Source organism: Serratia plymuthica NBRC 102599 (assembly GCF_001590925.1).
Classification (GTDB): domain Bacteria; phylum Pseudomonadota; class Gammaproteobacteria; order Enterobacterales; family Enterobacteriaceae; genus Serratia; species Serratia plymuthica.
The window spans coordinates 1-25,501 of sequence record NZ_BCTU01000044.1; the positions used below are offsets into that span (position 1 = coordinate 1).

A 25,501-nucleotide genomic window follows, 5' to 3' on the forward strand; every position below is an offset into this window, starting at 1 on the left:
TCCGAGTTTTTTGCACAACCCCTTTTTTGATCTTTCCTTACCGCTTGCACACTTTTCAGCCCTTTCGGGTGGATCTTGCGCGATCGGGGCCATTTTCCACAGGATCCGTCACTTCCATTGGTTGTAATTCCACCGCCAACGTCTAGTATTGCCGGTAAATATGATCCCGATCTGAGGCTATTCCCATGTCCGATGCAGTACGTTCTTATCTTCATTACTCTCCTCAACTGGGTCAGCGCGTGATGATCGACCCTTCCAGCGTAGTGATCGGTAATGTTGAACTGGCCGATGATGTCAGTATATGGCCGTTGGTTGCCATCCGCGGTGATGTGAACGCGGTAAAGATCGGTGCGCGCAGTAATATTCAGGATGGCAGCGTGCTGCATGTTACCCATAAGTCCGATCATAATCCCGAAGGCTACCCATTGCTGATTGGTGAAGACGTAACCGTAGGCCATAAAGCGATGCTGCACGGCTGCACGATCGGCAATCGAGTACTGGTAGGGATGGGATCGATCCTGCTGGATGGAGCAGTAATAGAAGATGATGTGATGATTGGTGCCGGAAGCCTGGTAGCTCCGGGCAAACGTCTGGCAAGCGGTTACCTTTATATGGGCAGCCCGGCGCGCCAAATCCGTCCGCTTAACACTGCTGAATTAGAGGGGCTGCTTTACTCTTCAAATAACTACGTACGCTGGAAAGACGAATATTTGTCGGAAGACATCTGAAAGTCCCGTTCCCTTATATAGGGAACGGGAAACAGGCTATGCCGCCAATTCGCTGCGCAGTTGGCGCAGCACCGGTTCGATTTCCGGCATAACGCCATGCCATAACAGAAACGAATGGGCGGCCTGCCCCACCAGCATCCCTAAACCGTCGGCATACTCTTTCGCGCCCTGTTGTATTGCCCAAGCCAAAAACGGCGTTAATCCCTGTTGATAAAACATGTCATAACAGCGGGTACGCTCGTTAACCGTCCCAACCGGCAATGCCGGGATCTCTCCGCTGATACCAGACGCCGTGGCGTTAATCACTAAATCAAACTGCCGTTCAGCGAGTTGATCCATTGGCAATGCGGATATTTTGCCCAGATGCTGGAATACCTGCGCCAGCAGCTGCGCCCGACTGAAAGTACGGTTGACGATCACTACCTCGCAGCCAAAGGATAATAGCGGCAGGATCACCCCGCGCGCCGCGCCACCAGCTCCCACCAGCAAGATGCGATCCTTCGGCTGGATCAACTTCTGGCGTTCAAGATCGGTCAGTAAGCCGATCCCGTCGGTGTTATCACCCAACAGTCGGCCTTCCGGCAATACCTTTAGCGTATTTACCGCACCTGCCAGCGAAGCACGCTCACTCAGCTCCGTAGCAACCTTATAGGCGTGCTCTTTAAAGGGGACCGTGACGTTAGCCCCTAGCCCCCCCGCCTGGATAAAGGCCTGCAGAGTGGTTTCAAAACCGTCAAGCGGCGCCAACACCCTGCCGTAAGGATGTTCTAGCCCGGTCTGGGCGGCAAATAACGCATGAATACGCGGCGATTTACTGTGGCCGATAGGGTTGCCGAATACCGCAAACTTCTCCATGCATATAACCTCTAGCCCTGACGGATCAACTCACCGGTCAGGACATCTCTGATTTCGGAAGGATTAAGACGGCCACCAACGCTGCCGGCTAACACCGGAAACGCGGAGCCAAACTGTTGCAAAACCTCATCGGCGCTGCGGCAAGGCTCTTGTCCGCTGAGATTAGCGCTGGTCGACACCAACGGTTTGCCAAACTGCCGGCACAGTTGTTGCACCAATGGATGATCGCTGACGCGCACCGCCAATGAATTGAAACGCCCGGTCAGCAGCCGCGGCGTTTCAGGCCGTGCGGGAATAACCCAGGTCACCGGACCTGGCCAAGTGGCAAACATCGCAGCGCGCTGCTGTTCGCTAAGGGCGCCATCGTCGATATAGGATGTTAGCTGCGAATAATCGGCCGCAATCAGGATCAGCCCTTTTTCCCAGGGACGCTGTTTCAATGCCAATAAGGCATTGACCGCCTGCCCACTATCAGGATCGCACCCCAGGCCAAATACCGCCTCGGTAGGGTAAGCAATGACCTGCTGGTTACGCAATGCGTCAATTATTGGCGTTAAGATAGAAGTGAATTCAGAGCTCATGATGTCATTATTCTGTGGTGTCTACGGATTTTCCGCAAAGTTTGCTGGCGCAGCACAGGGTTGGCCCTTTTGCCGTGCGTTTTTCCATCAACAGCGGGTAGTGGCAGTATTCGCACTCACCGGCGACAGGTTTAAAATTGAGAACAAACTGGCATTCAGGGTAGCGATCGCAGGAATGGAATACCTTGCCGTAGCGTGATTTACGCTGCAACAGTTTCCCCTGCCCGCACTGCGGACAGCTGATACTGGTTTCATCCGGCTTATCGATCACTTCAGTGTGATCGCACTCCGGGTAGTTACCGCAGCCGACAAACATGCCATAACGCCCCTGGCGTAGCACCAGCGTTGCCTGGCATTTCGGGCACTCCTGCCCTTCCAATACTTTGACAATATGGCCATCGGTCTGCGCTTTAAGCGGCCGGATATGTTGGCATTCAGGATAACGGGAACAGCCGAGAAAGGGGCCGTGGCGACCACTGCGGATCACCAACTCGGCCCCGCATTCCGGACAGGGTTCATTTTGCCTGGCGGCAAAAATCGCTGTTTTTGTCATAACATCTTCTATGCGTGTTACCGGCTCAGTGCAGATAACCTTCGTTTACTTCAAACAACAGTTCTTCCATTTGCTGATAGGCGCTTTCATATCCTGGGATATTAAACAACACCATCAGCACCACCCATTTCAGATCTTCGAGATCGAATTCCGTGTTATCTAAAGCCATAACACGATCGATAACCATTTCACGGGTTTCGAGGTTCAATACTTGAATCTGCTCAAGGAACAGGAGGAAACCACGGCAACTGGCATCCAAACGCACGCCTTCTTCTTCGGTGTAGATCCGCATTGCCAGCGGATCGGCATCCATAAAATATGGCGCATTTTCGCCTTCCTGCAGGTCAGCGAGTTTTTCAAGCCAATTCAACGCGTTGTAGATATCATCCCGATGAAACCCCGCCTGAGCGAGATCATCGGTCAGTTGATCCTGATCGACGCGCATCTCTGGTTCATTGTGGATATAAGTTTCAAACAAGTACATGAGTACGTCGAACATGGCCTGCCCTCCTTATTCGGACATAGCCGCCGGGTACAGCTGCGATCCACCCTGCTAACTCCAGATCGAGTAACTTGATTACCACCTCTGGCACAGGTTGGCCGGCACGTTCAGCGACGACGTCAACAGGTGTCACCTCATCTCCTACGTTAGCCAACACATCAGCAAATGGCAATTCAACTTCGGCTTCAGACGCACAAATAGTTGTATTTTCGTTCAACGATAGCCAATGCAGGCCGCTTCCCAGCTGTTCGGCTATCTCTTTCGGCCCCGTGACCAGATAAGCCCCCTGTTGGATCAACCAGTGCGTTCCTTCGCTCATCGGATTCCCCAGAGCGCCAGGCAGCGCAAAGACCTCACGTCCTTGTTCCAGCGCATAACGGGCCGTTATCAACGTTCCGCTACGTAGAGAGGCTTCAATCACCACTACACCCAAGCTTAAACCGCTGATAATGCGGTTACGGCGCGGAAAGTGATCGGCCATTGGCAGGTCGGTAACCAGATATTCAGAGATTACCGCCCCGCCGTGCTCGACAATTTGTTCGGCCAAACGGCGATGCCGGCGCGGATAGATATTAGCCAGACCGCTGCCCAGCACGGCCACCGTCTTTCCTTCAGCCGCCAGCGCCGCGCGATGACAGATGCCATCGATGCCAATGGCCAACCCGCTGGTGATGGTAAAACCGCAGTGCACCAGCCCAGTGGAAAAATAGCTGCCCCAGTGCTCACCGTAATGACTGAACTGACGGCTGCCGACCATGGCGATTTGCGGTTGCAGCAAGACCTCTGGGTTACCCTTCACCAGCAGTATCAGCGGAGCATCATCGACAGAAAGCAATTGTTCGGGGTAACCGGCCTCACCATAGGTCAACAGCACGCTATCGGGCTGCTCGAGCCAGGTGAGCGTAGCGGCCAGATAACGTGAGTCCACTTGGCGAAACTGCGCCTGCTGCCGCTCATTCAGCCCCAATGACCGTAACAAACGATAAGGATCGCCCCCGGCTGCGACCATTTGCCTTATCATCTGGCTAGCCTGTGCGGCCCCCACCCCTGTAACCCCATGCATCCGTAAGCCAATTTCCTCTGCCTGCATCGTCTGTTCCCTCGCAGAAAACGGCGTTATTACCAATTCGAGCAATTGGTGCGCAATGCTGTCAATCAGGCCGGGAAATGTCTAGAATAGAAGCTAAACCTCGTTTATCACTCGGAAACAGATCTCAAGATATATGTCAGTATTGCAGGTATTACATTACCCAGACGAGCGGCTACGCAAAGTTGCGGCCCCGGTAAAAGAAGTCAATGCAACTATCCAGCGCATCGTGGATGATATGTTTGAAACCATGTACGCAGAGGAAGGCATTGGCCTGGCTGCGACACAGGTGGATATCCATCAGCGGATTATCGTCATTGACGTTTCTGAGAACCGCGATGAGCGCCTCGTGCTGATCAACCCGGAACTGCTGGAAAAAAGCGGTGAAACCGGGATCGAGGAAGGCTGCCTTTCCATTCCTGAGCAGCGTGCATTAGTTCCGCGCGCAGCCAACGTGAAAATCAGAGCGCTGGACCGTGAAGGTAAACCTTTTGAGCTCGAAGCCGATGACCTGTTGGCCATCTGTATTCAGCACGAAATGGACCACCTGATGGGCAAGCTGTTCGTCGATTATTTGTCGCCGCTGAAGCGCCAGCGTATCCGTCAGAAACTGGAAAAAATGGCCAAGCTGAACGCACGCGCCTAACCGATCAGGAAATCAACGTGTCTGACACTTTACGGATTATTTTCGCCGGTACTCCAGACTTCGCAGCGCGTCACCTTGACGCGCTGTTGTCATCTGGGCACCAGATTGTCGGGGTATTTACCCAACCTGATCGTCCCGCAGGCCGTGGTAACAAACTGACGCCCAGCCCGGTTAAAGTACTGGCAGAACAGCACCAACTGCCGGTGTTTCAACCCAAATCATTGCGCCCGGAAGAGAACCAGCATCTGGTTGCCGATCTCAACGCCGACGTAATGGTGGTAGTGGCGTATGGCCTAATCTTGCCTAAAGCGGTGCTGGATATGCCGCGCCTCGGTTGCATCAACGTGCACGGTTCGCTGTTGCCGCGTTGGCGTGGCGCAGCCCCCATTCAACGTTCACTCTGGGCTGGCGACAACGAAACCGGCGTTACCATCATGCAGATGGACGTGGGCCTGGACACCGGCGATATGATGCACAAGATCGCATGCCCGATCGAAGCCGATGACACCAGCGCCACCCTGTACGACAAGCTGGCAAAACTCGGCCCGCAAGGCATGCTGACCACGCTGCTGCAAATGGCCGAAGGTACGGCACAACGTGAAGTGCAAGATGAAGCGCTGGTGACCTACGCCGAGAAGCTGAGCAAAGAAGAAGCACGCCTGGACTGGAGCCTGTCCGCCGTTCAGCTTGAACGTTGCATCCGCGCCTTTAACCCATGGCCGGTCAGCTATTTCACCATCGACGATCAACCGGTGAAAGTGTGGCAGGCAACGGTGTTGGCAGACACGCCTGGCGCAGAACCCGGCACCATCATTCATGCCGACAAGCACGGTATTCAGATAGCTACCGCGGACGGTATTCTTAACCTGACGCAACTGCAACCGGCGGGCAAAAAACCGATGTCGGCGCAGGATCTGCTGAATTCACGCCGCGAATGGTTTATACCGGGTAACCGGTTATAAACTGCCCCACTGCCCGGCAGATAATAGCCGGGCTGTTTCTTTCTTAACGCCGATCGTTATCAGCTTTAGCCTATGAAAAACAACTACAATCTCCGAAGCCACGCAGCCAAAGCCATCGGTCAGGTACTGGATCAAGGTCAGTCACTCAGCACTGTCCTGCCGTCACTGCAAAAAACCATTTCTGACAAGGACCGCGCACTCTTGCAGGAACTGTGCTTCGGCACTCTGCGCGTGCTGCCACAGCTCGAATGGTGCATTCAGCAATTAATGGCAAAGCCGATGACCGGCAAGCAGCGCACGCTGCACTATTTGCTGATGGTCGGGCTGTACCAGCTGCTGTATACCCGTATCCCTGCTCACGCGGTACTGGCAGAAACCGTGGAAGGCGCGGTGGCGTTGAAACGACCACAGCTTAAAGGTCTGATCAATGGCGTATTGCGCCAGTTCCAACGCCAGCAAGAGGAATTACTGCAACGCGCCGCCAATAACGACAGCTGCTATCTGCACCCAAGTTGGCTTTTAAAACGCATTCAGCAAGCTTATCCCGCTCAGTGGGAACAGATTATTGATGCCAATAACCAGAAGCCGCCGATGTGGCTGCGCGTCAACCGCCTTCATCACACCCGCGAAGACTATTTGCGGTTGATGGAACAGGCTGGTATTGCCGCCGAGCCGCATGCAGAATACCCTGATGCGCTGCGTCTGCTGGTACCCTGCGCCGTTACCGATCTGCCTGGTTTTGCCGATGGCTGGGTCACGGTGCAAGACGCCTCCGCGCAGGGCTGTGTTGATCTGCTGGATCCACAGAACGGGGAACATATCCTCGATCTGTGCGCAGCTCCAGGTGGTAAAACCACCCACATTCTGGAGGCTGCCCCCAAAGCCCATGTGATGGCGGTCGATATCGATGAGCAACGCCTCGGCCGGGTCAAAGAAAATCTGCAGCGCCTGCGTTTACATGCCGAAGTGAAATTGGGTGATGGCCGCACTCCGCAACAATGGTGTGGCGACAAACAATTCGATCGCATTTTGCTGGATGCCCCCTGCTCTGCCACCGGCGTGATCCGCCGCCATCCAGATATCAAATGGCTGCGCCGCGACAGTGACATCGCTGAGCTGGCAAAACTCCAGGCAGAGATTATTGACGCCATTTGGCCACACCTCAAAAGTGGTGGTGTGATGGTGTATGCCACCTGTTCTATCCTGCCAACGGAGAATGCTGAGCAGATTACCGCCTTCCTCCAGCGTCATCCCGATGCCCGGTTGGTTGAAACGGGTGACGAACAGCAGCCTGGTAGACAGAATCTTCCGCATCCAGAGGATGGGGATGGCTTCTTTTACGCTAAGCTGATTAAAATGTAGCTGTTCAGTGCTCAGGGCGCACCTGTTGTGCCCTATCAGATAATATTCAGCGGTTTCAGTGTGAAGCAGAGAACCAAATGAAAATAATTATTCTTGGTGCAGGTCAGGTTGGCGGAACACTGGCAGAAAACCTGGTGGGTGAAAATAACGATATCACCGTCGTGGATACCGATTCCGGTCGCCTGCGTCAGTTACAGGATAAATTTGACCTTCGGGTCGTTCAGGGATACGGCTCCCATCCGCGAGTGTTACGAGAAGCAGGTGCTGAAGACGCCGACATGCTGGTCGCCGTTACCAATTCTGACGAGACCAACATGATTGCCTGTCAGATTGCCTATTCGCTGTTTAATACGCCTAACCGTATCGCACGTATCCGCGCGCCGGAATATATCCGCGAATCGGAGAAACTTTTTCAGCCGGAAGCCGTACCTATTGATCACCTGATTTCACCGGAACAACTGGTTATCGATTACATCTATAAATTAATTGAGTACCCAGGCGCACTGCAGGTTGTCAATTTTGCCGAAGGGAAGGTCAGCATTGCTGCGGTAAAAGCCTACTACGGCGGCCCGCTGGTAGGTAACGCGTTGTCCGCAATGCGCGAGCATATGCCGCACATTGATACCCGCGTCGCCGCGATCTTCCGCCAGGATCGGCCTATTCGTCCTCAGGGATCCACCATAATCGAAGCAGGGGATGAAGTATTTTTCGTTGCCGCATCGCAGCACATCCGTGCGGTGATGAGTGAATTGCAGCGGCTCGAGAAACCTTATAAACGTATAATGATCGTTGGCGGCGGCAATGTAGGTGCAGGCCTGGCACAGCGGTTGGAAAAATCTTATAACGTGAAACTGATTGAACGTAATCAGCAGCGTGCCACAGAGTTGGCCGAGCAGTTGCATGACACCATCGTGTTTTATGGCGATGCCTCGGATCAGGAACTGTTAGCTGAAGAACACGTTGATCAGGTAGACGTCTTTATTGCCATAACCAATGATGACGAAGCCAACATAATGTCCGCTATGCTAGCCAAACGCATGGGTGCTAAAAAAGTAATGGTGCTGATTCAGCGCCGCGCCTACGTCGATCTGGTGCAAGGCAGCGTAATCGATATCGCTATATCCCCACAGCAAGCGACGATTTCTGCATTGTTGGGCCACGTACGCAAAGCGGATATCGTAAGCGTTTCATCGCTGCGTCGCGGCGTGGCAGAAGCTATCGAAGCGATTGCCCACGGTGACGAAAGCACTTCAAAAGTGGTTGGCCGTATCGTTGAAGATATTAAATTGCCGCCAGGTACCACCATTGGCGCCATTGTGCGGGGTGACGACGTTATTATTGCCAATGGTCGCAGCAAGATTGAACAGGGGGACCATGTCATTATGTTTATTACCGACAAAAAGTTCGTTCCCGACGTTGAGCGTTTGTTCCAGCCAAGCCCATTCTTCCTTTAGAACTAATTTATTAACCGATAGTCTATAATCAGGTTGATATTCGCTGCCGTGGGAAGAGATAAAACACTTTTCTCTCCTTATTGTGGCAAAGGGAAATTGCTTTGTTAAACTTGTGTTGTTAATTTCTTTGAGGGGTGTGCTATGAGTATGTTAAAAGAATTCCGCGAATTCGCTATGCGTGGCAACGTGGTTGATCTGGCAGTGGGTGTGATTATCGGTGCTGCTTTCGGTAAAATCGTTTCGTCCTTCGTTGCAGATATCATCATGCCCCCGCTGGGTTTACTGATCGGCGGCGTCGACTTCAAACAATTCCACCTGGTATTACGTGAAGCCCAAGGTGCTGTGCCCGCTGTGGTAATGAACTATGGTTCATTTATCCAATCCGTTTTTGACTTCGTTATCGTTGCCTTCGCTATTTTCCTGGCCATTAAATTAATGAACAAAGTGCGTCGCAAGCAGGCGGAAGAGCCGGCAGCACCTCCGGCACCGACTGCGGAAGAAAAACTGCTGACTGAAATCCGTGATTTGCTGAGCCAACAACAGCAGCCAAAACTGTAATTACGCTTTCCAGTGCCAATAAAAAGCCATCATATTCAGATGGCTTTTTTAATGTCTTAAAACCAGAAGGCCAGTGGTAAATTATCGTTTGATAGTTTGCCACTGGCCTCCCAGTTACCGCCTTTTGCGTGTTTATCTTTACGCCGATAGCTGCCCTTTCCTTTGGTATTTTTCTCTATCCGTTGGCGGAATAATGGATCGTGCAACAATGCCTCAATAGCGTTGTCCTGTATCTGACCTTTGGTATGACGGTATTTAGTCACAGTAATGCTCCTGTTGAAACTAGGGTTATAAAACGTGCCGATAGTACTGCCGCGCGTATAAAAATTAAAGGCCCGCGAACTCTTTTATGTGCCTTTTTTTACCTTTTCATCACTGGCACCCTGCTCCAGCGCTTCCAAAATTGAACAATAGCTACTGGTATGAGCGCTACCACAGCAAGCATCGCTCAGCCGCTTTAACGATGCACGCATTCGCATCAACTCAGTAAGCTTGTTCTCTACTTCGCTGAGCCTCGCGTCAACGCTCGATTTAGACTCCTGGCAAGTATGATGTTCAGGATCAACGCGGATCGACAGCAGTTCGGCGATAGTTTCCAATGTAAAGCCGAGCTGCTTGGCATAACGGATAAACCGTAACCGCTGCAGATCCTGATCGCTGTACAGCCGATAACCGCCCTCGGTACGAACGTTATGATCCATCATTCCCTGCTTTTCGTAATAGCGCACAGTATCGGGCGTTACGTCAGCAAGTTTTGCCAGTTGACCGATCTTAAACATCACTCTGCTCCAGTGCGAATTTCTCGTTCAATGTCCGCTCATATTCACCGTGTAAAAAATCAGTGCTCATTCCTGCCTGCCGCAAGCGATATTCCAGCAAGGCCATACGTCTGCTGAGGCTGACATAGTCTGGATGCTCGCTGTTAATATTCTGCAGTAAACGGGCTACAGTGAGTGCCTCTTTACGATCTTCAAGTTCCGCAGGCAAATAGCCGGCGTTTTTTAGCAAGCGAAACCCTGAACGCAGTTCAGCAGGCACAGCGCTGTCATCATCCAACTTAAGCGGCTGTCCTCGGCCCGGTAAATTGTCCAGTTCACCTTTAGCTTGCGCCTCACTGATATGACGCTCCGCCCATTCATCGAGTAACCACATAATATGATCTCTCAGTTGACCTGACTAATAGCGTTAGCATAGCGGATAGGCCCGGGGATCTTAAGTCTTGCGGGGAAAGAGAGCACATTCGGCTAGCTCTGGACGTAAAAAAACCGGGCAAGCCCGGTTTTTTTACGCGTCTACAGATTACTCTGCAGTTGCCACTTCTGCTTGAGACTCAGCACGATCAACCAGCTCGATGTATGCCATCGGCGCGTTGTCGCCTGCGCGGAAGCCACACTTCAGAATGCGAGTGTAACCACCGGCACGGCTCGCGAAACGCGGGCCCAGCTCGTTAAACAGTTTTGCCACGATCTCGTTATCACGAGTACGGGCGAATGCCAGACGACGATTAGCTACGCTGTCGGTCTTGGCAAGAGTAATCAGCGGCTCAACAACGCGACGCAGCTCTTTCGCTTTTGGCAAGGTCGTCTTGATGATCTCATGACGAACCAAAGAGCCGGCCATGTTACGGAACATAGCCTGGCGGTGGCTGCTGTTACGGTTCAGTTGACGACCACTCTTACGATGGCGCATGACCTTATCCTTCTCAGTAAAACCTTAACCTGTGATCCGGTTACTCGTCAGCAATGCTTGCCGGTGGCCAGTTTTCCAGGCGCATGCCCAGAGACAGACCACGTGAGGCCAGCACGTCTTTAATCTCAGTAAGAGATTTTTTACCCAGGTTCGGCGTTTTCAGCAACTCAACCTCGGTACGCTGTACCAGATCACCGATGTAGTGGATAGCTTCTGCCTTAAGGCAGTTAGCAGAGCGGACAGTCAATTCCAGATCGTCAACAGGGCGCAGCAGGATCGGATCGAATTCTGGTTTCTCTTCTTTAACTTCTGGTTGACGAACATCACGCAAGTCAACAAAAGCTTCAAGTTGTTCAGCCAGGATGGTTGCCGCACGGCGGATCGCCTCTTCAGGATCGATCGTGCCATTGGTTTCCATTTCGATAACCAGCTTGTCCAGGTCAGTACGCTGTTCTACACGCGCTGCTTCAACATTGTAGGCAATACGCTCTACAGGGCTATAGCAGGCGTCAACCAACAGACGACCGATCGGGCGCTCATCTTCTTCCGAATGAATTCGGGCAGAAGCCGGCACGTAACCACGACCGCGCTGAACTTTGATACGCATGCTGATAGCAGCGTTCTCATCGGTCAGGTGGCAGATCACATGCTGAGGCTTGACGATTTCGACATCACCATCATGGGTAATGTCGGCAGCGGTCACAGGGCCAATGCCAGATTTATTCAGGGTAAGAATAACTTCGTCTTTGCCTTGAACTCTCACCGCCAGCCCTTTCAGGTTGAGCAGGATCTCCAGGATATCTTCCTGTACGCCTTCTTTGGTGCTGTACTCATGCAGTACACCATCAATCTCAACCTCGGTCACCGCGCAACCCGGCATAGATGAAAGCAGAATACGGCGCAGTGCGTTGCCAAGAGTATGGCCAAAGCCACGCTCTAAAGGCTCAAGGGTCACCTTGGCGTGCGTCGAACTGACTTGCTCGATATCTACCAGGCGCGGTTTTAGAAACTCTGTCACAGAACCCTGCATTGTGTCCTCTCTTTGGTACTAAGCTTTACTTGGAGTAAAGCTCGACGATCAGGTGTTCGTTAATGTCCGCAGACAGATCGGTACGTTCAGGCATACGCTTGAACACGCCTTCCATCTTAGCAGCATCAACTTCCAGCCAAGTCGGCTTTTCACGCTGCTCAGCCAGCTCCAGAGAAGCTTTAACACGAGATTGCTTTTTAGCCTTCTCGCGGATGCTGACTACGTCATTCGGAGATACCTGATAAGAAGCGATGTTAACAACGCGACCGTTTACCATAATTGCTTTGTGGCTAACCAACTGACGTGACTCTGCACGAGTAGCGCCGAAGCCCATACGGTAAACAACGTTGTCCAAACGACCTTCCAGCAGTTGCAACAGGTTTGCACCGGTGTTGCCCTTCAGGCGTGCTGCTTCTTTATAATAGTTACGGAATTGACGCTCCAGAACACCGTACATACGGCGAACTTTTTGCTTTTCACGTAACTGTACACCGTAGTCAGACAGACGCGGTTTACGCGCACCGTGTTGACCAGGCGGTTGCTCAATTTTACACTTGGTATCGATCGCGCGAACGCCAGACTTCAGGAACAGGTCTGTGCCCTCACGGCGGCTAAGCTTGAGCTTAGGACCCAAATATCTTGCCATTTTCTTTCTCCAACTAACCTAAAAGCAGCGTTATACGCGGCGCTTTTTCGGCGGACGACAACCGTTGTGAGGGATAGGAGTCACATCAGTAATATTAGTGATGCGGAAACCAGCGGCGTTCAGAGCACGAATAGTTGATTCGCGACCCGGACCCGGTCCCTTAACCATAACTTCCAGGTTCTTGATACCGTATTCTTTTACTGCGTCAGCACAACGTTCTGCTGCAACCTGAGCTGCAAACGGAGTTGACTTACGAGAACCACGGAAACCAGAACCACCGGCAGTTGCCCAACCCAATGCATTACCCTGACGATCGGTAATAGTAACAATGGTGTTGTTGAAAGAAGCATGGACATGAGCCACGCCGTCAGAGACTTGTTTTCTTACACGCTTACGTGTACGAACAGGTGCCTTTGCCATTATTCAATCACCCTGATTATTTCTTGATCGGTTTACGCGGACCCTTACGGGTACGTGCGTTGGTCTTCGTACGCTGACCGCGAACTGGCAGACCACGACGATGACGCAAACCACGGTAAGTACCAAGATCCATCAGACGCTTGATGCTCAGGGTAACTTCACGACGCAAATCACCTTCTACAGTGAATTTGGCGACTGCTTCACGCAGCTGTTCAATTTGCTCTTCAGACAGCTCACTGATCTTAACATTTTCAGCAATACCCGTAGACGCACAGATAGACTGTGAGCGGGTTTTACCGATTCCGAAGATCGACGTTAAGGCGATTACGGTATGTTTATGATCAGGAATGTTAATGCCTGCTATACGGGCCACTATGCACTCCTACTATTTTATACGGCAACACCATTCTGAAAAGCCCGTTTTCAGGATACTCAAATAATGTTGCAGCTACATACAAAAGATTGGCTGGCTAATCTAGCCAGCTCAACCCAACTTTGCAAGAAAAATATGCGAGATAATCAGCCTTGACGCTGTTTATGCTTCGGCTCGGCGCTGCAAATCACACGAACGACACCGTTACGCTTAACGATTTTGCAGTTACGACATAATTTCTTGACGGAAGCACGAACTTTCATTTTTACTCTCCGTAACTTCTCAAACGCGCCTGATTAGCGGTTATAGCCTTTCAGGTTTGCTTTCTTCAATGCAGACTCGTACTGACTTGACATCATCAGAGTTTGCACTTGAGCCATAAAGTCCATGATGACGACAACCACGATCAGTAGCGAGGTACCACCAAAGTAGAATGGTACTTTCATTGCATCACGCATGAACTCCGGGATCAGGCAGATGAAAGTAATGTACATCGCGCCCACCAGGGTTAAACGCGTCATTACTTTATCGATGTACTTCGCCGTTTGCTCTCCCGGACGAATTCCTGGTACGAAGGCACCGGACTTCTTCAGGTTATCTGCTGTTTCACGCGGGTTGAAAACCAACGCCGTGTAAAAGAAACAGAAGAAGATGATTGCAGACGCATAGAGTAACACATAAAGCGGTTGCCCTGGCTGCAAATACAGCGAAATCGTTGTCAGCCAGTTCCAACCGGTACCGCCCCCAAACCATGATGCAATCGTGGCAGGGAACAGAATAATGCTGGAAGCGAAGATTGCCGGGATAACCCCTGCCATGTTCACTTTCAACGGTAAGTGTGTGCTCTGTGCTGCATAAACACGACGACCTTGTTGACGCTTCGCATAGTTAACGACGATACGACGTTGACCACGTTCAATGAAAACAACGAAGAAGGTTACTGCAAACACTAATACTGCAACCAACAGCAACAGGAGGAAGTGCAGGTCGCCTTGCCGAGCTTGCTCAATGGTATGGGCCACTGCCGGCGGAAGTCCCGCTACAATACCTGCGAAGATAATGATCGAAATACCGTTACCGATACCGCGCTCAGTAATCTGTTCACCCAGCCACATCAGGAACATTGTCCCAGTGACCAAACTCACTACAGCAGTAAAGTAGAACGCAAAGCCTGGATTTAACACCAGACCCTGCATACCAGGCATATTCGGTAAACCGGTAGCAATACCGATAGACTGGAATATGGCCAACACCAGCGTACCGTAACGGGTGTACTGGCTAATCTTGCGACGGCCAGCCTCCCCTTCTTTCTTGATTTCTGCCAACGCCGGATGAACCACCGTTAACAGCTGGATAATGATCGAGGCCGAAATATACGGCATGATCCCCAGAGCAAAGATAGAAGCACGGCTGAGGGCACCACCAGAGAACATGTTAAACATTTCAATGATGGTGCCTCTCTGCTGCTCGAGCAATTTGGCAAGCACAGTGGCATCGATACCAGGAATCGGAATAAAAGAGCCGATACGGAAGACAATCAGCGCGCCGATGACAAACAAAAGTCTGCGCTTCAGCTCGCCGAGCCCGCCTTTAGCACTTTGAAAATCTAATCCTGGTTGCTTAGCCATCTGCTACTTATTCCTCAATTTTACCGCCAGCAGCTTCGATAGCAGCACGAGCGCCTTTGGTGACACGCAGACCACGCAGGGTAACCGGACGAGCGACTTCGCCAGAAAGCATAACTTTCACGAACTCGATCTGGATACCAACAACGTTAGCGGCTTTCAGCGCGTTCAGGTCGATTACGTCGCCTTCAACAAGAGCCAGCTCAGACAGACGAACTTCTGCCGTGATCATAGCTTTGCGAGAGGTGAAGCCGAATTTCGGCAAACGACGATATAAAGGCATCTGACCACCTTCAAAACCACGACGTACGCCACCGCCAGAACGAGAGTTCTGACCTTTGTGACCACGACCAGCGGTTTTACCCAGGCCAGAACCAATACCACGACCTACACGCTTCGGCGCATGCTTGGCACCTTCAGCCGGAGACAGAGTATTTAAACGCATCTGTTACTCCTCAACTTTAACCATGTAGGAAACCAAGTTGATCATACCGCGTACAGCAGGAGTATCCTCGCGCTCTACGGTGTGACCAATACGACGCAGACCTAAACCGATCAGAGTTGCCTTGTGCTTTGGCAAACGGCCGATGCTGCTTTTTGTTTGAGTTACTTTAATAGTCTTTGCCATGGTTATTTCCCTAGAATTTCTTCGACGGACTTACCACGCTTGGCAGCGACCATTTCTGGGGATTTCATATCTTCCAAAGCAGCGATAGTTGCACGAACCACGTTGATCGGGTTAGTAGAACCATATGCTTTAGCCAATACGTTATGAACCCCTGCAACTTCCAGGACGGCGCGCATTGCACCACCGGCGATAATACCGGTACCTTCGGAAGCTGGTTGCATGAATACACGGGAACCCGTATGAGCACCTTTAACAGGGTGCTGCAGAGTGCCGCTATTCAAAGCAACATTAATCATAGCGCGACGGGCTTTTTCCATCGCTTTCTGGATCGCTGCCGGAACTTCGCGTGCTTTGCCGTAGCCAAAACCAACGCGACCGTTACCATCACCAACTACTGTCAGTGCGGTAAAGCTGAAAATACGGCCACCTTTTACGGTTTTAGATACGCGGTTTACCGCGATCAGCTTTTCCTGCAGTTCGCCAGCTTGTTTTTCGATGTGAGCCATCTTAAACCTCTTCCTTAGAACTGAAGGCCAGCTTCACGGGCAGCATCTGCCAGTGCCTGGACTCGACCATGATATTGGAAACCGGAACGGTCAAAGGATACTTTAGAGATCCCTTTTTCCAACGCGCGCTCAGCCAGAGTTTTACCTACGGCCGCTGCTGCGTCTTTGTTACCGGAATACTTCAATTGCTCTGTGATAGCTTTTTCTAAAGTAGAAGCAGCTACCAGTACTTCAGAACCATTTGGAGCAATTACCTGTGCGTAAATGTGACGCGGGGTACGATGTACCACCAGGCGGGTTGCACCCAGTTCTTTGATCTTACGGCGTGCGCGGGTCGCACGACGGATACGAGCAGATTTCTTATCCATAGTGTTACCTTACTTCTTCTTAGCCTCTTTGGTACGCACGACTTCGTCGGCGTAACGGACACCCTTGCCTTTATAAGGCTCAGGACGGCGGTAGGCACGCAGATCTGCAGCAACCTGGCCAATAACTTGTTTATCAGCGCCTTTCAGCACGATTTCAGTTTGGCTTGGGCATTCAGCAGTAATACCTGCTGGCAGCTGGTGATCGACCGGGTGAGAGAAGCCTAAGGCTAAATTCACCACGTTGCCTTTAACAGCAGCACGATAACCAACACCTACCAGTTGAAGCTTCTTGGTGAAGCCTTCGGTAACACCAACGACCATTGCGTTCAGCAGAGCGCGCGTTGTACCCGCTTGGGCCCAAGCGTTAGCAAAACCTTCGCGCGGGGCGAAAGTCAGTGCATCACCTTCTTGCTTCACTTCAACGGCGTTGTGGACAGTACGAGTCAGCTCGCCGTTCTTACCCTTAATCGAAATAACCTGACCGTTGAGTTTTACCTCTACGCCGGCAGGAATGACGACGGGTGCTTTTGCAACACGAGACATTCTTTCCTCCCGAATTAAGCTACGTAGCAGATAATCTCGCCACCAAGACCAGCTTGGCGAGCTGCACGATCGGTCATAACACCTTTAGAGGTAGAAATAACAGCAATACCCAAACCAGCCATAACTTTTGGCAGTGCATCTTTTTTCTTATAGATGCGCAGACCTGGACGGCTGATTCGTTGAATGCTTTCTACCACTGCCTTGCCCTGGAAGTACTTCAGTACCAGTTCCAGAACAGGCTTGGTGTCGCCTTCAATTTTGAAATCTTCAATAAAACCTTCTTCCTTCAGCAGGTTGGCAATTGCCACTTTCAGCTTGGAGGAAGGCATGGTGACCGCAACTTTGTTCGCGGCTTGACCGTTACGGATACGGGTCAGCATATCCGCGATCGGATCTTGCATGCTCATCTGTCTTTACTCCCGTGATTCAATTGGTAATTACCAGCTAGCCTTTTTCAAGCCTGGTACTTCACCGCGCATGGCGGCTTCACGTAACTTGATACGGCTCAACCCGAATTTGCCCACATAACCATGTGGACGGCCAGTTTGGCGGCAGCGTTTACGCTGACGAGACGGGCTGGAATCACGCGGCAGAGTTTGCAGCTTGAGAACAGCATCCCAACGATCTTCGTCGGAAGAGTTCACACTAGAAATGATAGCTTTCAATTCCTCGCGTTTAGCGCGGTACTTGTCAGCCAGTTTCACGCGAACGACTTCGCGTGCTTTCATTGATTGCTTAGCCATCAGTAACCCTGCCTTACTTACGGAACGGGAAGTTAAAAGCAGCCAACAGCGCGCGGCCTTCATCATCAGATTTCGCAGTAGTGGTAATGGTAATATCCAAACCACGAACGCGGTCGACTTTGTCATAGTCGATTTCTGGGAAGATGATTTGCTCACGCACACCCATGCTGTAGTTACCACGGCCATCGAATGACTTAGCGGACAAGCCACGGAAGTCACGGATACGTGGAACAGCAATGGAAATCAGTCGCTCAAAGAACTCCCACATGCGTTCGCCACGCAGAGTTACTTTACAGCCGATCGGATAGCCCTGGCGGATTTTGAAGCCTGCAACAGATTTGCGTGCTTTGGTGATGAACGGCTTTTGACCGGAGATTGCTGCCAAATCAGCTGCTGCATTATCCAGCAGTTTCTTGTCAGCGATCGCTTCACCAACACCCATATTCAGGGTGATCTTCTCGACCCGAGGGACTTGCATGACAGAGTTGTAATCAAACTGAGACATCAGTTGTTTGACTACCTCGTCTTTGTAGTAATCATGCAGTTTCGCCATCGTATTACTCCAAATTACTTGATAGTTTCGCTGTTAGACTTGAAGAAACGGACTTTTTTCCCGTCTTCGAATCTAAAGCCTACACGGTCAGCCTTACCGGTAGCCGCGTTGAAGAGAGCAATGTTAGAAACCTGAATTGCAGCTTCTTTTTCAACAATGCCACCTGGTTGGTTCAGGGCCGGAACCGGCTTCTGATGTTTCTTGACCAGGTTGATACCTTCAACAATGACCTTACCAGCAGACAGGACATTTTTTACTTTACCGCGTTTACCTTTGTCTTTCCCGGTAAGCACGATAATTTCGTCATCACGACGGATTTTCGCTGCCATGTTTCGCTCCTTAGAGTACTTCTGGTGCCAGAGAGATAATTTTCATGAACTTCTCATTACGCAGTTCACGAGTTACCGGCCCAAAAATACGCGTACCGATAGGTTGCTCGCTGTTATTGTTTAAAATAACGCATGCATTACCATCGAAGCGAATGACAGAACCGTCCGGGCGACGTACACCCTTCTTGGTGCGCACCACTACCGCCTTCAGCACATCGCCTTTCTTCACCTTACCGCGAGGAATTGCTTCCTTGATGGTAATTTTGATGACATCGCCGATGCCTGCGTAGCGACGGTGCGAGCCACCTAGAACCTTGATACACATTACGCGACGTGCACCGGAGTTGTCGGCCACGGTCAGCATAGTCTGTTCTTGGATCATGTTAGTGCTCCGCTAATGTCAACTACAACTTTAGGACCTATTACTAGATCGTTGAAAAGCCCCATAACCGAGGGCGCAGCATTATAACACCGCTTCCAGAGTATGGGTAGAAAAAATAAACGGCTCATTTTCTGAGCCGTTTATTAAGTTAGAGGCTGCTACTCTATTACAGAATCGCTTTCTCTACAACGCGAACCAACGTCCAAGACTTAGTCTTAGACAGTGGACGGCATTCGCGGATTTCTACCACGTCACCAATACCACATTCGTTGTTCTCGTCATGTACGTGCAGCTTGGTCGTACGCTTGATGAATTTCCCGTAGATCGGGTGCTTCACCGTGCGCTCGATAGCAACAACCAGGGATTTCTCCATTTTGTCACTAATAACACGACCCTGCAGAGTACGGTTAATATCAGTCATTTACACACCCGCCTTTTCAGTCAGTAAAGTCTTAACGCGTGCGACGTTACGACGCACTTGTTTCAACAGGTGAGTTTGTTGCAGCTGGCCACTTGCCGCCTGCATGCGCAAGTTAAATTGCTCACGCAGCAGGTTGAGCAGCTCAGTGTTCAGCTCTTCAACGCTTTTTTCACGCAGCTCTTGTGCTTTCATTACATCACCGTCTTAGTTACAAAGGTGGTTTTGATCGGCAATTTAGCTGCAGCCAGCTTGAATGCCTCACGGGCGACCTCTTCTGGTACACCGTCCATTTCGTACAGGACTTTACCAGGTTGGATCAGGGCAACCCAATATTCCACGTTACCCTTACCTTTACCCATACGCACTTCGAGCGGCTTCTCGGTAATTGGTTTGTCCGGGAATACACGGATCCAGATTTTACCTTGACGCTTAACTGCACGAGTCATTGCACGACGAGCTGCTTCGATTTGACGAGCAGTCAGACGGCCACGGCCAACAGCTTTCAGACCGAAAGTGCCGAAGCTAACATCCGTACCCTGCGCCAGACCACGGTTGCGGCCTTTGTGCATCTTACGGAATTTTGTACGCTTTGGTTGTAACATCAGCGACTCTCCTTACTTGCGGCCTTTACGCTGCTGCTTTTTAGGTTGAGCAGCCGGTTCCGGTTGTTCAACTGCAGCCATACCACCCAGGATCTCACCTTTGAAGATCCATACCTTAACGCCGATTACACCATAAGTGGTGTGCGCTTCAGATGTGTTGTAATCGATATCCGCACGCAGTGTGTGCAACGGAACACGACCTTCACGGTACCATTCGGTACGCGCGATTTCAGCACCGCCAAGGCGGCCGCTTACTTCAACTTTGATACCTTTAGCGCCAAGACGCATTGCGTTCTGTACAGCACGCTTCATAGCACGACGGAACATAACGCGACGTTCCAGCTGGGAAGTGATGCTGTCAGCAACCAATTTAGCGTCAAGTTCCGGTTTACGGACTTCGGCGATGTTAATCTGCGCAGGAACGCCAGCGATATCCGCTACGACCTTACGCAGTTTTTCGACATCTTCACCTTTCTTGCCGATAACGATGCCTGGACGAGCAGTGTGAATAGTCACACGGATGCTCTTCGCAGGACGTTCGATAACGATGCGAGAAACGGAAGCTTTCGCCAGTTCCTTAATCAGGAATTGACGAACTTTAAAGTCGCTGTCCAGGTTGTCAGCGAATTCTTTGGTATTCGCATACCAAGTAGAGTTCCAAGGTTTGACAATACCCAGGCGAATACCATTAGGATGTACTTTCTGACCCATTGCTAGTCTCCAGAGTCTCAGCGATCGGACACAACCACAGTAATGTGGCTGGTGCGCTTCAGGATGCGATCTGCACGACCTTTTGCACGCGGCATAATGCGCTTCATGCTTGGGCCTTCGTCTACGAAGATTTTCGTGACTTTCAGATCATCGATGTCAGCGCCATCGTTGTGTTCTGCGTTAGCAATGGCAGACTCCAGCACTTTCTTAACCAGACCGGCAGCTTTCTTGTCGGTGTAGGTCAGAGTTTCCAGAGCTTGCGACACTTTCTTACCGCGGATCAGGTCTGCAACAAGGCGAACCTTCTGAGCAGAAGAACGAGCGTGGCGATGTTTAGCGATAGTTTCCATCTCTTCCTCCTACCTTAGCGCTTTTTAGCTTTTTTATCAGCCGCATGGCCGCGATAAGTGCGAGTCGGCGCGAATTCACCCAGTTTGTGACCGACCATTTCGTCGGAAACAAACACTGGTACGTGCTGACGACCATTATGGACAGCGATGGTCAAACCGATCATGTTAGGAAAGATCGTTGAACGACGGGACCAAGTGCGCAAAGGCTTCTTGTCACCGCTTTCCACCGCTTTCTCTACCTTCTTCAGCAAGTGCAGGTCAATAAAAGGACCTTTCTTGAGAGAACGTGGCATGGCTTATCCTCTAATTATTTTTTGCTACGGCGACGTACGATGAACTTATCAGTACGCTTGTTGCTGCGGGTTTTCTTACCTTTGGTCTGAACGCCCCATGGAGTTACTGGGTGTTTACCAAAGTTTTTACCCTCACCACCACCGTGCGGGTGATCTACCGGGTTCATCGCCGTACCGCGGACGGTAGGACGAACACCACGCCAACGTGCAGCACCTGCTTTACCCAGAACGCGAAGCATATGTTCAGCGTTACCGACTTCACCCAAGGTGGCGCGGCAATCAACTGGAACTTTACGCATTTCGCCTGAGCGCAGACGCAGAGTTACGTAGGAACCGTCACGAGCAACGATTTGAACGTAGGCACCAGCAGAACGAGCCAGCTGGCCGCCTTTACCTGGTTTCATTTCTACGTTGTGGACCGTTGAACCAACCGGGATGTTGCGCATTGGCAGGGTGTTACCCGCTTTGATTGCAGCATCAACGCCAGATTGAATCTGGTCACCAGCTTTCAGGCCTTTCGGCGCCAGGATGTAACGGCGTTCGCCGTCTTTGTACAGAACCAGCGCGATGTTCGCGGAACGGTTCGGATCGTACTCCAGACGCTCAACCACAGCAGGAATACCATCTTTGTTGCGTTTGAAGTCAACCAGACGATAATGTTGCTTGTGGCCACCACCGATATGACGGGTGGTGATACGGCCATTGTTGTTACGACCACCGCTTTTGCTCAGTTTCTCAAGCAGCGGGGCATAAGGTTTACCCTTGTGCAGCTCAGGGTTAACCACTTTAACAACGTGGCGACGACCCGGAGATGTAGGTTTACATTTAACAATTGCCATTGTTCTTACTCCTCCGACTTACTCTGCGCCGCCGATGAAGTCCAGGTTCTGGCCTTCTTTCAGGGTGACGTAAGCTTTTTTCCAGTCGCTACGACGACCAACACGCTGACCGTGACGTTTCACTTTCCCTTTAACTACCAGGGTGTTCACGTCTTCGACTTCGACTTCAAACAGTTTCTGCACTGCAGCTTTGATTTCTGCTTTGGTCGCGTCTTTGGCAACTTTGAGTACGATGGTGTTGCTTTTTTCCATCGCAGCGGATGCTTTTTCAGATACGTGCGGTGCACGCAGCACTTTCAGCAAACGTTCTTCACGGATCATGCCAGCATCTCCTCAACTTGCTTCACAGCATCAGCAGTCATAACCACTTTGTCGAAGGCGATCAGGCTAACCGGGTCGATACCTGCTACATCGCGCACGTCAACCTTGTACAGGTTGCGAGCAGCCAGGAACAGATTCTCATCCAGTTCACCGGTCACGATCAGCACATCTTCCAGAGCCATATCTTTCAGTTTCTGTGCCAGCAGCTTAGTTTTAGGCGCTTCTACAGAGAACTTCTCGACAACGATCAGACGATCTTGACGTACCAGCTCGGACAGGATGCTTTTCAGCGCGCCGCGGTACATCTTTTTGTTTACTTTCTGACTGTGGTCCTGCGGTTTAGCAGCAAAGGTCACGCCGCCTGAACGCCAGATCGGGCTCTTTACAGAACCTGAACGCGCACGGCCGGTACCTTTCTGGCGCCACGGTTTTTTACCGGAACCAGTCACTTCAGCACGGGTCTTCTGAGCACGGGTACCTTGACGGGCACCTGCTGCATAAGCAACAACAACCTGGTGTACCAGCGCTTCGTTGAAATCACGACCGAAGGTAGTTTCGGAAACAGTCAGCGCGCTTTGCGCGTCTTTCAATACTAATTCCATTGCTATCCCCTTACGCCTTCACAGCTGGTTTAACGATCAGGTTGCCACCGGTTGCGCCCGGTACAGCACCCTTAACCAGCAGCAGGTTGCGCTCAGCGTCAACACGTACTACGTCCAGGCTTTGAACGGTTACACGCTCGTCACCCAGGTGGCCAGCCATTTTCTTGCCTTTGAACACTTTGCCCGGAGTCTGGTTCTGACCGATAGAACCCGGAACGCGGTGAGACAAGGAGTTACCGTGGGTAGCGTCTTGGGTACGGAAGTTCCAGCGCTTTACAGTGCCGGCAAAACCTTTACCTTTAGAAGTACCGGTAACATCGACTTTTTTAACGTCAGCGAAGATTTCTACGCTGATGTTTTGACCTGCAGTGAACTCTTCACCTTCTGCAAGGCGGAATTCCCACAGACCACGGCCAGCTTCAACGCCAGCTTTAGCGAAATGACCCGCTTCCGGTTTGGTCACACGGTTAGCTTTTTTGCTACCAGTGGTGACTTGAACGGCACGGTATCCGTCGTTAGCCAGGTCTTTAACCTGAGTCACGCGGTTCGCTTCAATTTCAATCACGGTTACTGGGATAGAAACGCCATCTTCAGTGAAGATACGAGTCATACCCACTTTTTTACCGACTAAACCAATCATTGTTTCAACCTCTCAATCGCTCAATGACCTGATTAACCCAGGCTGATCTGCACGTCTACACCGGCAGCCAGATCCAGACGCATCAGAGCATCAACGGTTTTCTCGGTTGGCTCAACGATGTCAACCAGACGCTTGTGAGTGCGAATCTCGTACTGATCACGCGCGTCTTTGTTAACGTGCGGAGAGATCAGAACGGTAAAGCGCTCTTTGCGAGTTGGCAGCGGGATCGGACCACGGACTTGCGCACCAGTGCGCTTGGCAGTCTCGACGATTTCCGCGGTTGATTGATCGATAAGACGATGATCAAACGCTTTCAGGCGGATACGGATTCTTTGGTTCTGCATGAGACCAGAGCTCCAATTATTTATAAACGTAAATAATTACTCCTCACACCCATTTCGATTGATGGGGGAGTGTAATCGTCAACATATAACCCCCATATCGGGAGTATTGTTCGATGAGCAGAAAGTCCTGCCTATCGACTGATTCGCTAAAATCAGGCTTACCAAGATTAGGTAAGCCCGCGCATTATACGCAAAACAGAACAGGAAGCAAGCCGTAGATGGAAATATGCTCAGGATATCGACATTTTTTACCGATTTGCGAAGCTGCTTGCAAAAAACGGAGCGCGGAGAGGGGAATTAGGTAAGGTATGGAAGATGTTGTCACTACTCCCCTACGGTGCCTACAAAATCGCCGCCGACGGGGAGTGAGAATTATAAGGGGACTAGTCTTTACGTTCCAGTACCTGGGCTTGTGCGTAATTTTGAATGCCCAGACGCGCAATCAAATCCAGCTCAGTTTCCAGCCAGTCGATATGCCCTTCTTCATCTGCCAGGATCTCTATCATCAAATCGCGGCTGACGTAGTCGTGGATCGAGTCGGCATAGGCGATGGCTTCACGCAGATTCTTGGCGCCATCCAACTCCAGGGCCAGGTCTGAACGCAGCATTTCTTCGATATCTTCGCCAATGTTCAGTTTGCCAAGATCTTGTAAATTCGGCAGACCTTCAAGGAATAAAATGCGCTCGATGTAGCGATCGGCATGCTTCATTTCGTCGATCGACTCGTGATATTCCTTGTCATTAAGGCGCATTAAGCCCCAGTTTTTGAACATTCGGGCGTGTAGGAAATATTGATTGATGGCAACCAGCTCGTTGCCGAGCAGTTTGTTGAGGTGAGCAATGATCTTTTTATCGCCTTTCATAGGTAACTCCTCCTGGCCAGTTCTGAAAGTGTAGAAGCTGGAAGCCAAGAGTCAAAAAAATAACCTTACCTTTAGTTAGGCAACTTCGTGCATAAGAATAATGGTTCCGCGTTCCTCCACCATAATCTGCCTTGCCTGTCGAATGCACTTCCCGCAGTCGGTACCAATCGGCACTAATTCACGCAATTGCTTCATGGTATGAGGGTTGTGCTGACGCACGGCTTTACGGATTGCTTTGTCAGTCACGGCATTACATAGGCATACATACATAGAGAGACTCACTTCTTAACCAATTCCATAATTCTAAATAGGAATGCTTTTTATTTCAATTAAGATTTGAGCGAATTGCATAAAAAAAGGGCACCGAAGTGCCCTCTTTTTGTGTCGAAAAA

The 25,501-nt window shown here is 51.0% G+C and carries 44 protein-coding genes; 6 read left to right on the forward strand and 38 right to left on the reverse strand.

The window, feature by feature from the left end; genetic code table 11:
- Positions 1-185 precede the first annotated feature (185 nt).
- The gene (locus SPL01S_RS23290) at positions 186-728 is read left to right on the forward strand and encodes a gamma carbonic anhydrase family protein (RefSeq protein WP_004951090.1); all 543 of its coding nucleotides are present in this window, start codon (positions 186-188) and stop codon (positions 726-728) included.
- Between the two features lie 36 nt (positions 729-764).
- On the opposite strand, the gene aroE is transcribed toward SPL01S_RS23290, so the two are convergent.
- The 5 genes from aroE to dprA are packed head-to-tail and all read right to left on the reverse strand — an operon-like array spanning position 765 to position 4,309.
- Positions 765-1,583, reverse strand: a complete 819-nt coding sequence (aroE, locus tag SPL01S_RS23295) for a shikimate dehydrogenase (protein WP_062868898.1) — start codon at positions 1,581-1,583, stop codon at positions 765-767.
- A gap of 11 nt (positions 1,584-1,594) precedes the next feature.
- The gene (gene tsaC / locus SPL01S_RS23300) at positions 1,595-2,164 is read right to left on the reverse strand and encodes an L-threonylcarbamoyladenylate synthase type 1 TsaC (RefSeq protein WP_063203047.1); all 570 of its coding nucleotides are present in this window, start codon (positions 2,162-2,164) and stop codon (positions 1,595-1,597) included.
- Between the two features lie 7 nt (positions 2,165-2,171).
- A complete protein-coding gene (locus SPL01S_RS23305) occupies positions 2,172-2,717 on the reverse strand; it encodes a DNA topoisomerase family protein (protein WP_062868900.1) in 546 nt (181 codons plus the stop codon).
- Positions 2,718-2,742: 25 nt separating this feature from the next.
- Entirely contained in the window at positions 2,743-3,216 is a 474-nt protein-coding gene (gene smg / locus SPL01S_RS23310) for a DUF494 family protein Smg (protein ID WP_012147203.1), read from the reverse strand.
- Entirely contained in the window at positions 3,188-4,309 is a 1,122-nt protein-coding gene (gene dprA / locus SPL01S_RS23315) for a DNA-protecting protein DprA (RefSeq protein ID WP_063203049.1), read from the reverse strand. Before dprA ends, smg begins: the two co-directional genes overlap by 29 nt.
- Before the next feature lie 133 nt (positions 4,310-4,442).
- Here dprA and def point away from each other — a divergent pair, with 133 nt between their 5' ends.
- The 5 genes from def (at position 4,443) to mscL (ending at position 9,288) form a co-directional block, all read left to right on the forward strand.
- Complete coding sequence (def, locus tag SPL01S_RS23320; RefSeq protein WP_062868902.1) at positions 4,443-4,952, forward strand: peptide deformylase; 510 nt, start codon at positions 4,443-4,445, stop codon at positions 4,950-4,952.
- Between the two features lie 17 nt (positions 4,953-4,969).
- Positions 4,970-5,914 (forward strand): methionyl-tRNA formyltransferase, encoded by a 945-nt coding sequence (fmt, locus tag SPL01S_RS23325; protein ID WP_063203050.1) that lies wholly within the window; start codon positions 4,970-4,972, stop codon positions 5,912-5,914.
- A 72-nt stretch (positions 5,915-5,986) separates the two neighbouring features.
- Entirely contained in the window at positions 5,987-7,276 is a 1,290-nt protein-coding gene (rsmB, locus tag SPL01S_RS23330; RefSeq protein WP_063203052.1) for a 16S rRNA (cytosine(967)-C(5))-methyltransferase RsmB, read from the forward strand.
- Positions 7,277-7,353: 77 nt separating this feature from the next.
- Positions 7,354-8,730 carry a Trk system potassium transporter TrkA gene (trkA, locus tag SPL01S_RS23335; protein ID WP_004951116.1) on the forward strand — a complete coding sequence of 459 codons (1,377 nt, stop codon included), beginning with the start codon at positions 7,354-7,356 and terminating at the stop codon, positions 8,728-8,730.
- 141 nt (positions 8,731-8,871) lie between these two features.
- Complete coding sequence (gene mscL, locus SPL01S_RS23340) at positions 8,872-9,288, forward strand: large-conductance mechanosensitive channel protein MscL (protein WP_004951117.1); 417 nt, start codon at positions 8,872-8,874, stop codon at positions 9,286-9,288.
- 56 nt (positions 9,289-9,344) lie between these two features.
- On the opposite strand, the gene SPL01S_RS23345 is transcribed toward mscL, so the two are convergent.
- From SPL01S_RS23345 to bfd, 33 genes are all read right to left on the reverse strand, one after another.
- On the reverse strand, positions 9,345-9,551 hold the full coding sequence (locus SPL01S_RS23345; RefSeq protein ID WP_004951119.1) for an alternative ribosome-rescue factor A: 207 nt from the start codon (positions 9,549-9,551) through the stop codon (positions 9,345-9,347).
- A gap of 84 nt (positions 9,552-9,635) precedes the next feature.
- Complete coding sequence (zntR, locus tag SPL01S_RS23350) at positions 9,636-10,067, reverse strand: Zn(2+)-responsive transcriptional regulator (protein WP_063203054.1); 432 nt, start codon at positions 10,065-10,067, stop codon at positions 9,636-9,638.
- Positions 10,060-10,440, reverse strand: coding sequence for a DnaJ family domain-containing protein (locus SPL01S_RS23355; RefSeq protein ID WP_062868905.1), 381 nt, complete (start codon positions 10,438-10,440; stop codon positions 10,060-10,062). The genes zntR and SPL01S_RS23355 overlap by 8 nt, the downstream gene beginning before the upstream one ends.
- A 147-nt stretch (positions 10,441-10,587) precedes the next feature.
- A complete protein-coding gene (rplQ, locus tag SPL01S_RS23360) occupies positions 10,588-10,977 on the reverse strand; it encodes a 50S ribosomal protein L17 (protein ID WP_004929726.1) in 390 nt (129 codons plus the stop codon).
- Positions 10,978-11,017: 40 nt separating this feature from the next.
- Complete coding sequence (locus tag SPL01S_RS23365) at positions 11,018-12,007, reverse strand: DNA-directed RNA polymerase subunit alpha (protein ID WP_002919219.1); 990 nt, start codon at positions 12,005-12,007, stop codon at positions 11,018-11,020.
- Positions 12,008-12,032: 25 nt separating this feature from the next.
- Positions 12,033-12,653, reverse strand: a complete 621-nt coding sequence (rpsD, locus tag SPL01S_RS23370) for a 30S ribosomal protein S4 (protein ID WP_004951125.1) — start codon at positions 12,651-12,653, stop codon at positions 12,033-12,035.
- 30 nt (positions 12,654-12,683) lie between these two features.
- On the reverse strand, positions 12,684-13,073 hold the full coding sequence (gene rpsK, locus SPL01S_RS23375; RefSeq protein WP_004951128.1) for a 30S ribosomal protein S11: 390 nt from the start codon (positions 13,071-13,073) through the stop codon (positions 12,684-12,686).
- Positions 13,074-13,089: 16 nt separating this feature from the next.
- On the reverse strand, positions 13,090-13,446 hold the full coding sequence (rpsM, locus tag SPL01S_RS23380; protein ID WP_004951130.1) for a 30S ribosomal protein S13: 357 nt from the start codon (positions 13,444-13,446) through the stop codon (positions 13,090-13,092).
- Positions 13,447-13,592: 146 nt separating this feature from the next.
- Complete coding sequence (gene rpmJ / locus SPL01S_RS24925; RefSeq protein ID WP_002227352.1) at positions 13,593-13,709, reverse strand: 50S ribosomal protein L36; 117 nt, start codon at positions 13,707-13,709, stop codon at positions 13,593-13,595.
- A 33-nt stretch (positions 13,710-13,742) separates the two neighbouring features.
- A complete protein-coding gene (secY, locus tag SPL01S_RS23385; RefSeq protein ID WP_004929740.1) occupies positions 13,743-15,074 on the reverse strand; it encodes a preprotein translocase subunit SecY in 1,332 nt (443 codons plus the stop codon).
- Between the two features lie 7 nt (positions 15,075-15,081).
- On the reverse strand, positions 15,082-15,516 hold the full coding sequence (gene rplO, locus SPL01S_RS23390) for a 50S ribosomal protein L15 (RefSeq protein WP_004951135.1): 435 nt from the start codon (positions 15,514-15,516) through the stop codon (positions 15,082-15,084).
- 3 nt (positions 15,517-15,519) lie between these two features.
- Positions 15,520-15,699: a 50S ribosomal protein L30 gene (gene rpmD / locus SPL01S_RS23395; protein WP_020439912.1), complete on the reverse strand. Its 180-nt coding sequence runs from the start codon at positions 15,697-15,699 to the stop codon at positions 15,520-15,522.
- 2 nt (positions 15,700-15,701) lie between these two features.
- Positions 15,702-16,205, reverse strand: coding sequence for a 30S ribosomal protein S5 (gene rpsE, locus SPL01S_RS23400; protein WP_004951140.1), 504 nt, complete (start codon positions 16,203-16,205; stop codon positions 15,702-15,704).
- A gap of 14 nt (positions 16,206-16,219) precedes the next feature.
- Complete coding sequence (rplR, locus tag SPL01S_RS23405; RefSeq protein WP_004951143.1) at positions 16,220-16,573, reverse strand: 50S ribosomal protein L18; 354 nt, start codon at positions 16,571-16,573, stop codon at positions 16,220-16,222.
- Between the two features lie 9 nt (positions 16,574-16,582).
- Positions 16,583-17,116 carry a 50S ribosomal protein L6 gene (rplF, locus tag SPL01S_RS23410; RefSeq protein WP_004951145.1) on the reverse strand — a complete coding sequence of 178 codons (534 nt, stop codon included), beginning with the start codon at positions 17,114-17,116 and terminating at the stop codon, positions 16,583-16,585.
- A 14-nt stretch (positions 17,117-17,130) separates the two neighbouring features.
- A complete protein-coding gene (gene rpsH / locus SPL01S_RS23415; RefSeq protein ID WP_004951149.1) occupies positions 17,131-17,523 on the reverse strand; it encodes a 30S ribosomal protein S8 in 393 nt (130 codons plus the stop codon).
- 30 nt (positions 17,524-17,553) lie between these two features.
- Positions 17,554-17,859, reverse strand: a complete 306-nt coding sequence (gene rpsN / locus SPL01S_RS23420) for a 30S ribosomal protein S14 (protein WP_004951154.1) — start codon at positions 17,857-17,859, stop codon at positions 17,554-17,556.
- Between the two features lie 13 nt (positions 17,860-17,872).
- Entirely contained in the window at positions 17,873-18,412 is a 540-nt protein-coding gene (rplE, locus tag SPL01S_RS23425) for a 50S ribosomal protein L5 (RefSeq protein WP_004951155.1), read from the reverse strand.
- 14 nt (positions 18,413-18,426) lie between these two features.
- Complete coding sequence (rplX, locus tag SPL01S_RS23430) at positions 18,427-18,741, reverse strand: 50S ribosomal protein L24 (RefSeq protein ID WP_004951158.1); 315 nt, start codon at positions 18,739-18,741, stop codon at positions 18,427-18,429.
- Positions 18,742-18,751: 10 nt separating this feature from the next.
- Complete coding sequence (gene rplN / locus SPL01S_RS23435) at positions 18,752-19,123, reverse strand: 50S ribosomal protein L14 (protein WP_004951161.1); 372 nt, start codon at positions 19,121-19,123, stop codon at positions 18,752-18,754.
- 166 nt (positions 19,124-19,289) lie between these two features.
- Complete coding sequence (gene rpsQ / locus SPL01S_RS23440; protein ID WP_004951166.1) at positions 19,290-19,544, reverse strand: 30S ribosomal protein S17; 255 nt, start codon at positions 19,542-19,544, stop codon at positions 19,290-19,292.
- Positions 19,545-19,736 carry a 50S ribosomal protein L29 gene (rpmC, locus tag SPL01S_RS23445; protein ID WP_004951169.1) on the reverse strand — a complete coding sequence of 64 codons (192 nt, stop codon included), beginning with the start codon at positions 19,734-19,736 and terminating at the stop codon, positions 19,545-19,547.
- Positions 19,736-20,146: a 50S ribosomal protein L16 gene (gene rplP / locus SPL01S_RS23450; protein WP_004951171.1), complete on the reverse strand. Its 411-nt coding sequence runs from the start codon at positions 20,144-20,146 to the stop codon at positions 19,736-19,738. Before rplP ends, rpmC begins: the two co-directional genes overlap by 1 nt.
- Before the next feature lie 12 nt (positions 20,147-20,158).
- Positions 20,159-20,857 (reverse strand): 30S ribosomal protein S3, encoded by a 699-nt coding sequence (gene rpsC / locus SPL01S_RS23455; RefSeq protein ID WP_004951172.1) that lies wholly within the window; start codon positions 20,855-20,857, stop codon positions 20,159-20,161.
- A gap of 17 nt (positions 20,858-20,874) precedes the next feature.
- Positions 20,875-21,207, reverse strand: coding sequence for a 50S ribosomal protein L22 (rplV, locus tag SPL01S_RS23460; protein WP_004951174.1), 333 nt, complete (start codon positions 21,205-21,207; stop codon positions 20,875-20,877).
- A 14-nt stretch (positions 21,208-21,221) separates the two neighbouring features.
- Positions 21,222-21,500 carry a 30S ribosomal protein S19 gene (gene rpsS / locus SPL01S_RS23465; protein ID WP_004929772.1) on the reverse strand — a complete coding sequence of 93 codons (279 nt, stop codon included), beginning with the start codon at positions 21,498-21,500 and terminating at the stop codon, positions 21,222-21,224.
- Between the two features lie 14 nt (positions 21,501-21,514).
- The gene (gene rplB / locus SPL01S_RS23470) at positions 21,515-22,339 is read right to left on the reverse strand and encodes a 50S ribosomal protein L2 (protein ID WP_004951177.1); all 825 of its coding nucleotides are present in this window, start codon (positions 22,337-22,339) and stop codon (positions 21,515-21,517) included.
- 18 nt (positions 22,340-22,357) lie between these two features.
- Positions 22,358-22,660: a 50S ribosomal protein L23 gene (gene rplW, locus SPL01S_RS23475; protein WP_004951179.1), complete on the reverse strand. Its 303-nt coding sequence runs from the start codon at positions 22,658-22,660 to the stop codon at positions 22,358-22,360.
- On the reverse strand, positions 22,657-23,262 hold the full coding sequence (rplD, locus tag SPL01S_RS23480) for a 50S ribosomal protein L4 (protein ID WP_004929779.1): 606 nt from the start codon (positions 23,260-23,262) through the stop codon (positions 22,657-22,659). The genes rplW and rplD overlap by 4 nt, the downstream gene beginning before the upstream one ends.
- Before the next feature lie 10 nt (positions 23,263-23,272).
- The gene (gene rplC, locus SPL01S_RS23485) at positions 23,273-23,902 is read right to left on the reverse strand and encodes a 50S ribosomal protein L3 (RefSeq protein WP_004951181.1); all 630 of its coding nucleotides are present in this window, start codon (positions 23,900-23,902) and stop codon (positions 23,273-23,275) included.
- Between the two features lie 32 nt (positions 23,903-23,934).
- Positions 23,935-24,246 (reverse strand): 30S ribosomal protein S10, encoded by a 312-nt coding sequence (gene rpsJ, locus SPL01S_RS23490; protein WP_001181005.1) that lies wholly within the window; start codon positions 24,244-24,246, stop codon positions 23,935-23,937.
- A gap of 383 nt (positions 24,247-24,629) precedes the next feature.
- Positions 24,630-25,109 carry a bacterioferritin gene (gene bfr / locus SPL01S_RS23495; RefSeq protein WP_004951186.1) on the reverse strand — a complete coding sequence of 160 codons (480 nt, stop codon included), beginning with the start codon at positions 25,107-25,109 and terminating at the stop codon, positions 24,630-24,632.
- A gap of 75 nt (positions 25,110-25,184) precedes the next feature.
- Positions 25,185-25,379 carry a bacterioferritin-associated ferredoxin gene (bfd, locus tag SPL01S_RS23500; RefSeq protein ID WP_004951190.1) on the reverse strand — a complete coding sequence of 65 codons (195 nt, stop codon included), beginning with the start codon at positions 25,377-25,379 and terminating at the stop codon, positions 25,185-25,187.
- Between the last annotated feature and the right edge of the window lie 122 nt (positions 25,380-25,501).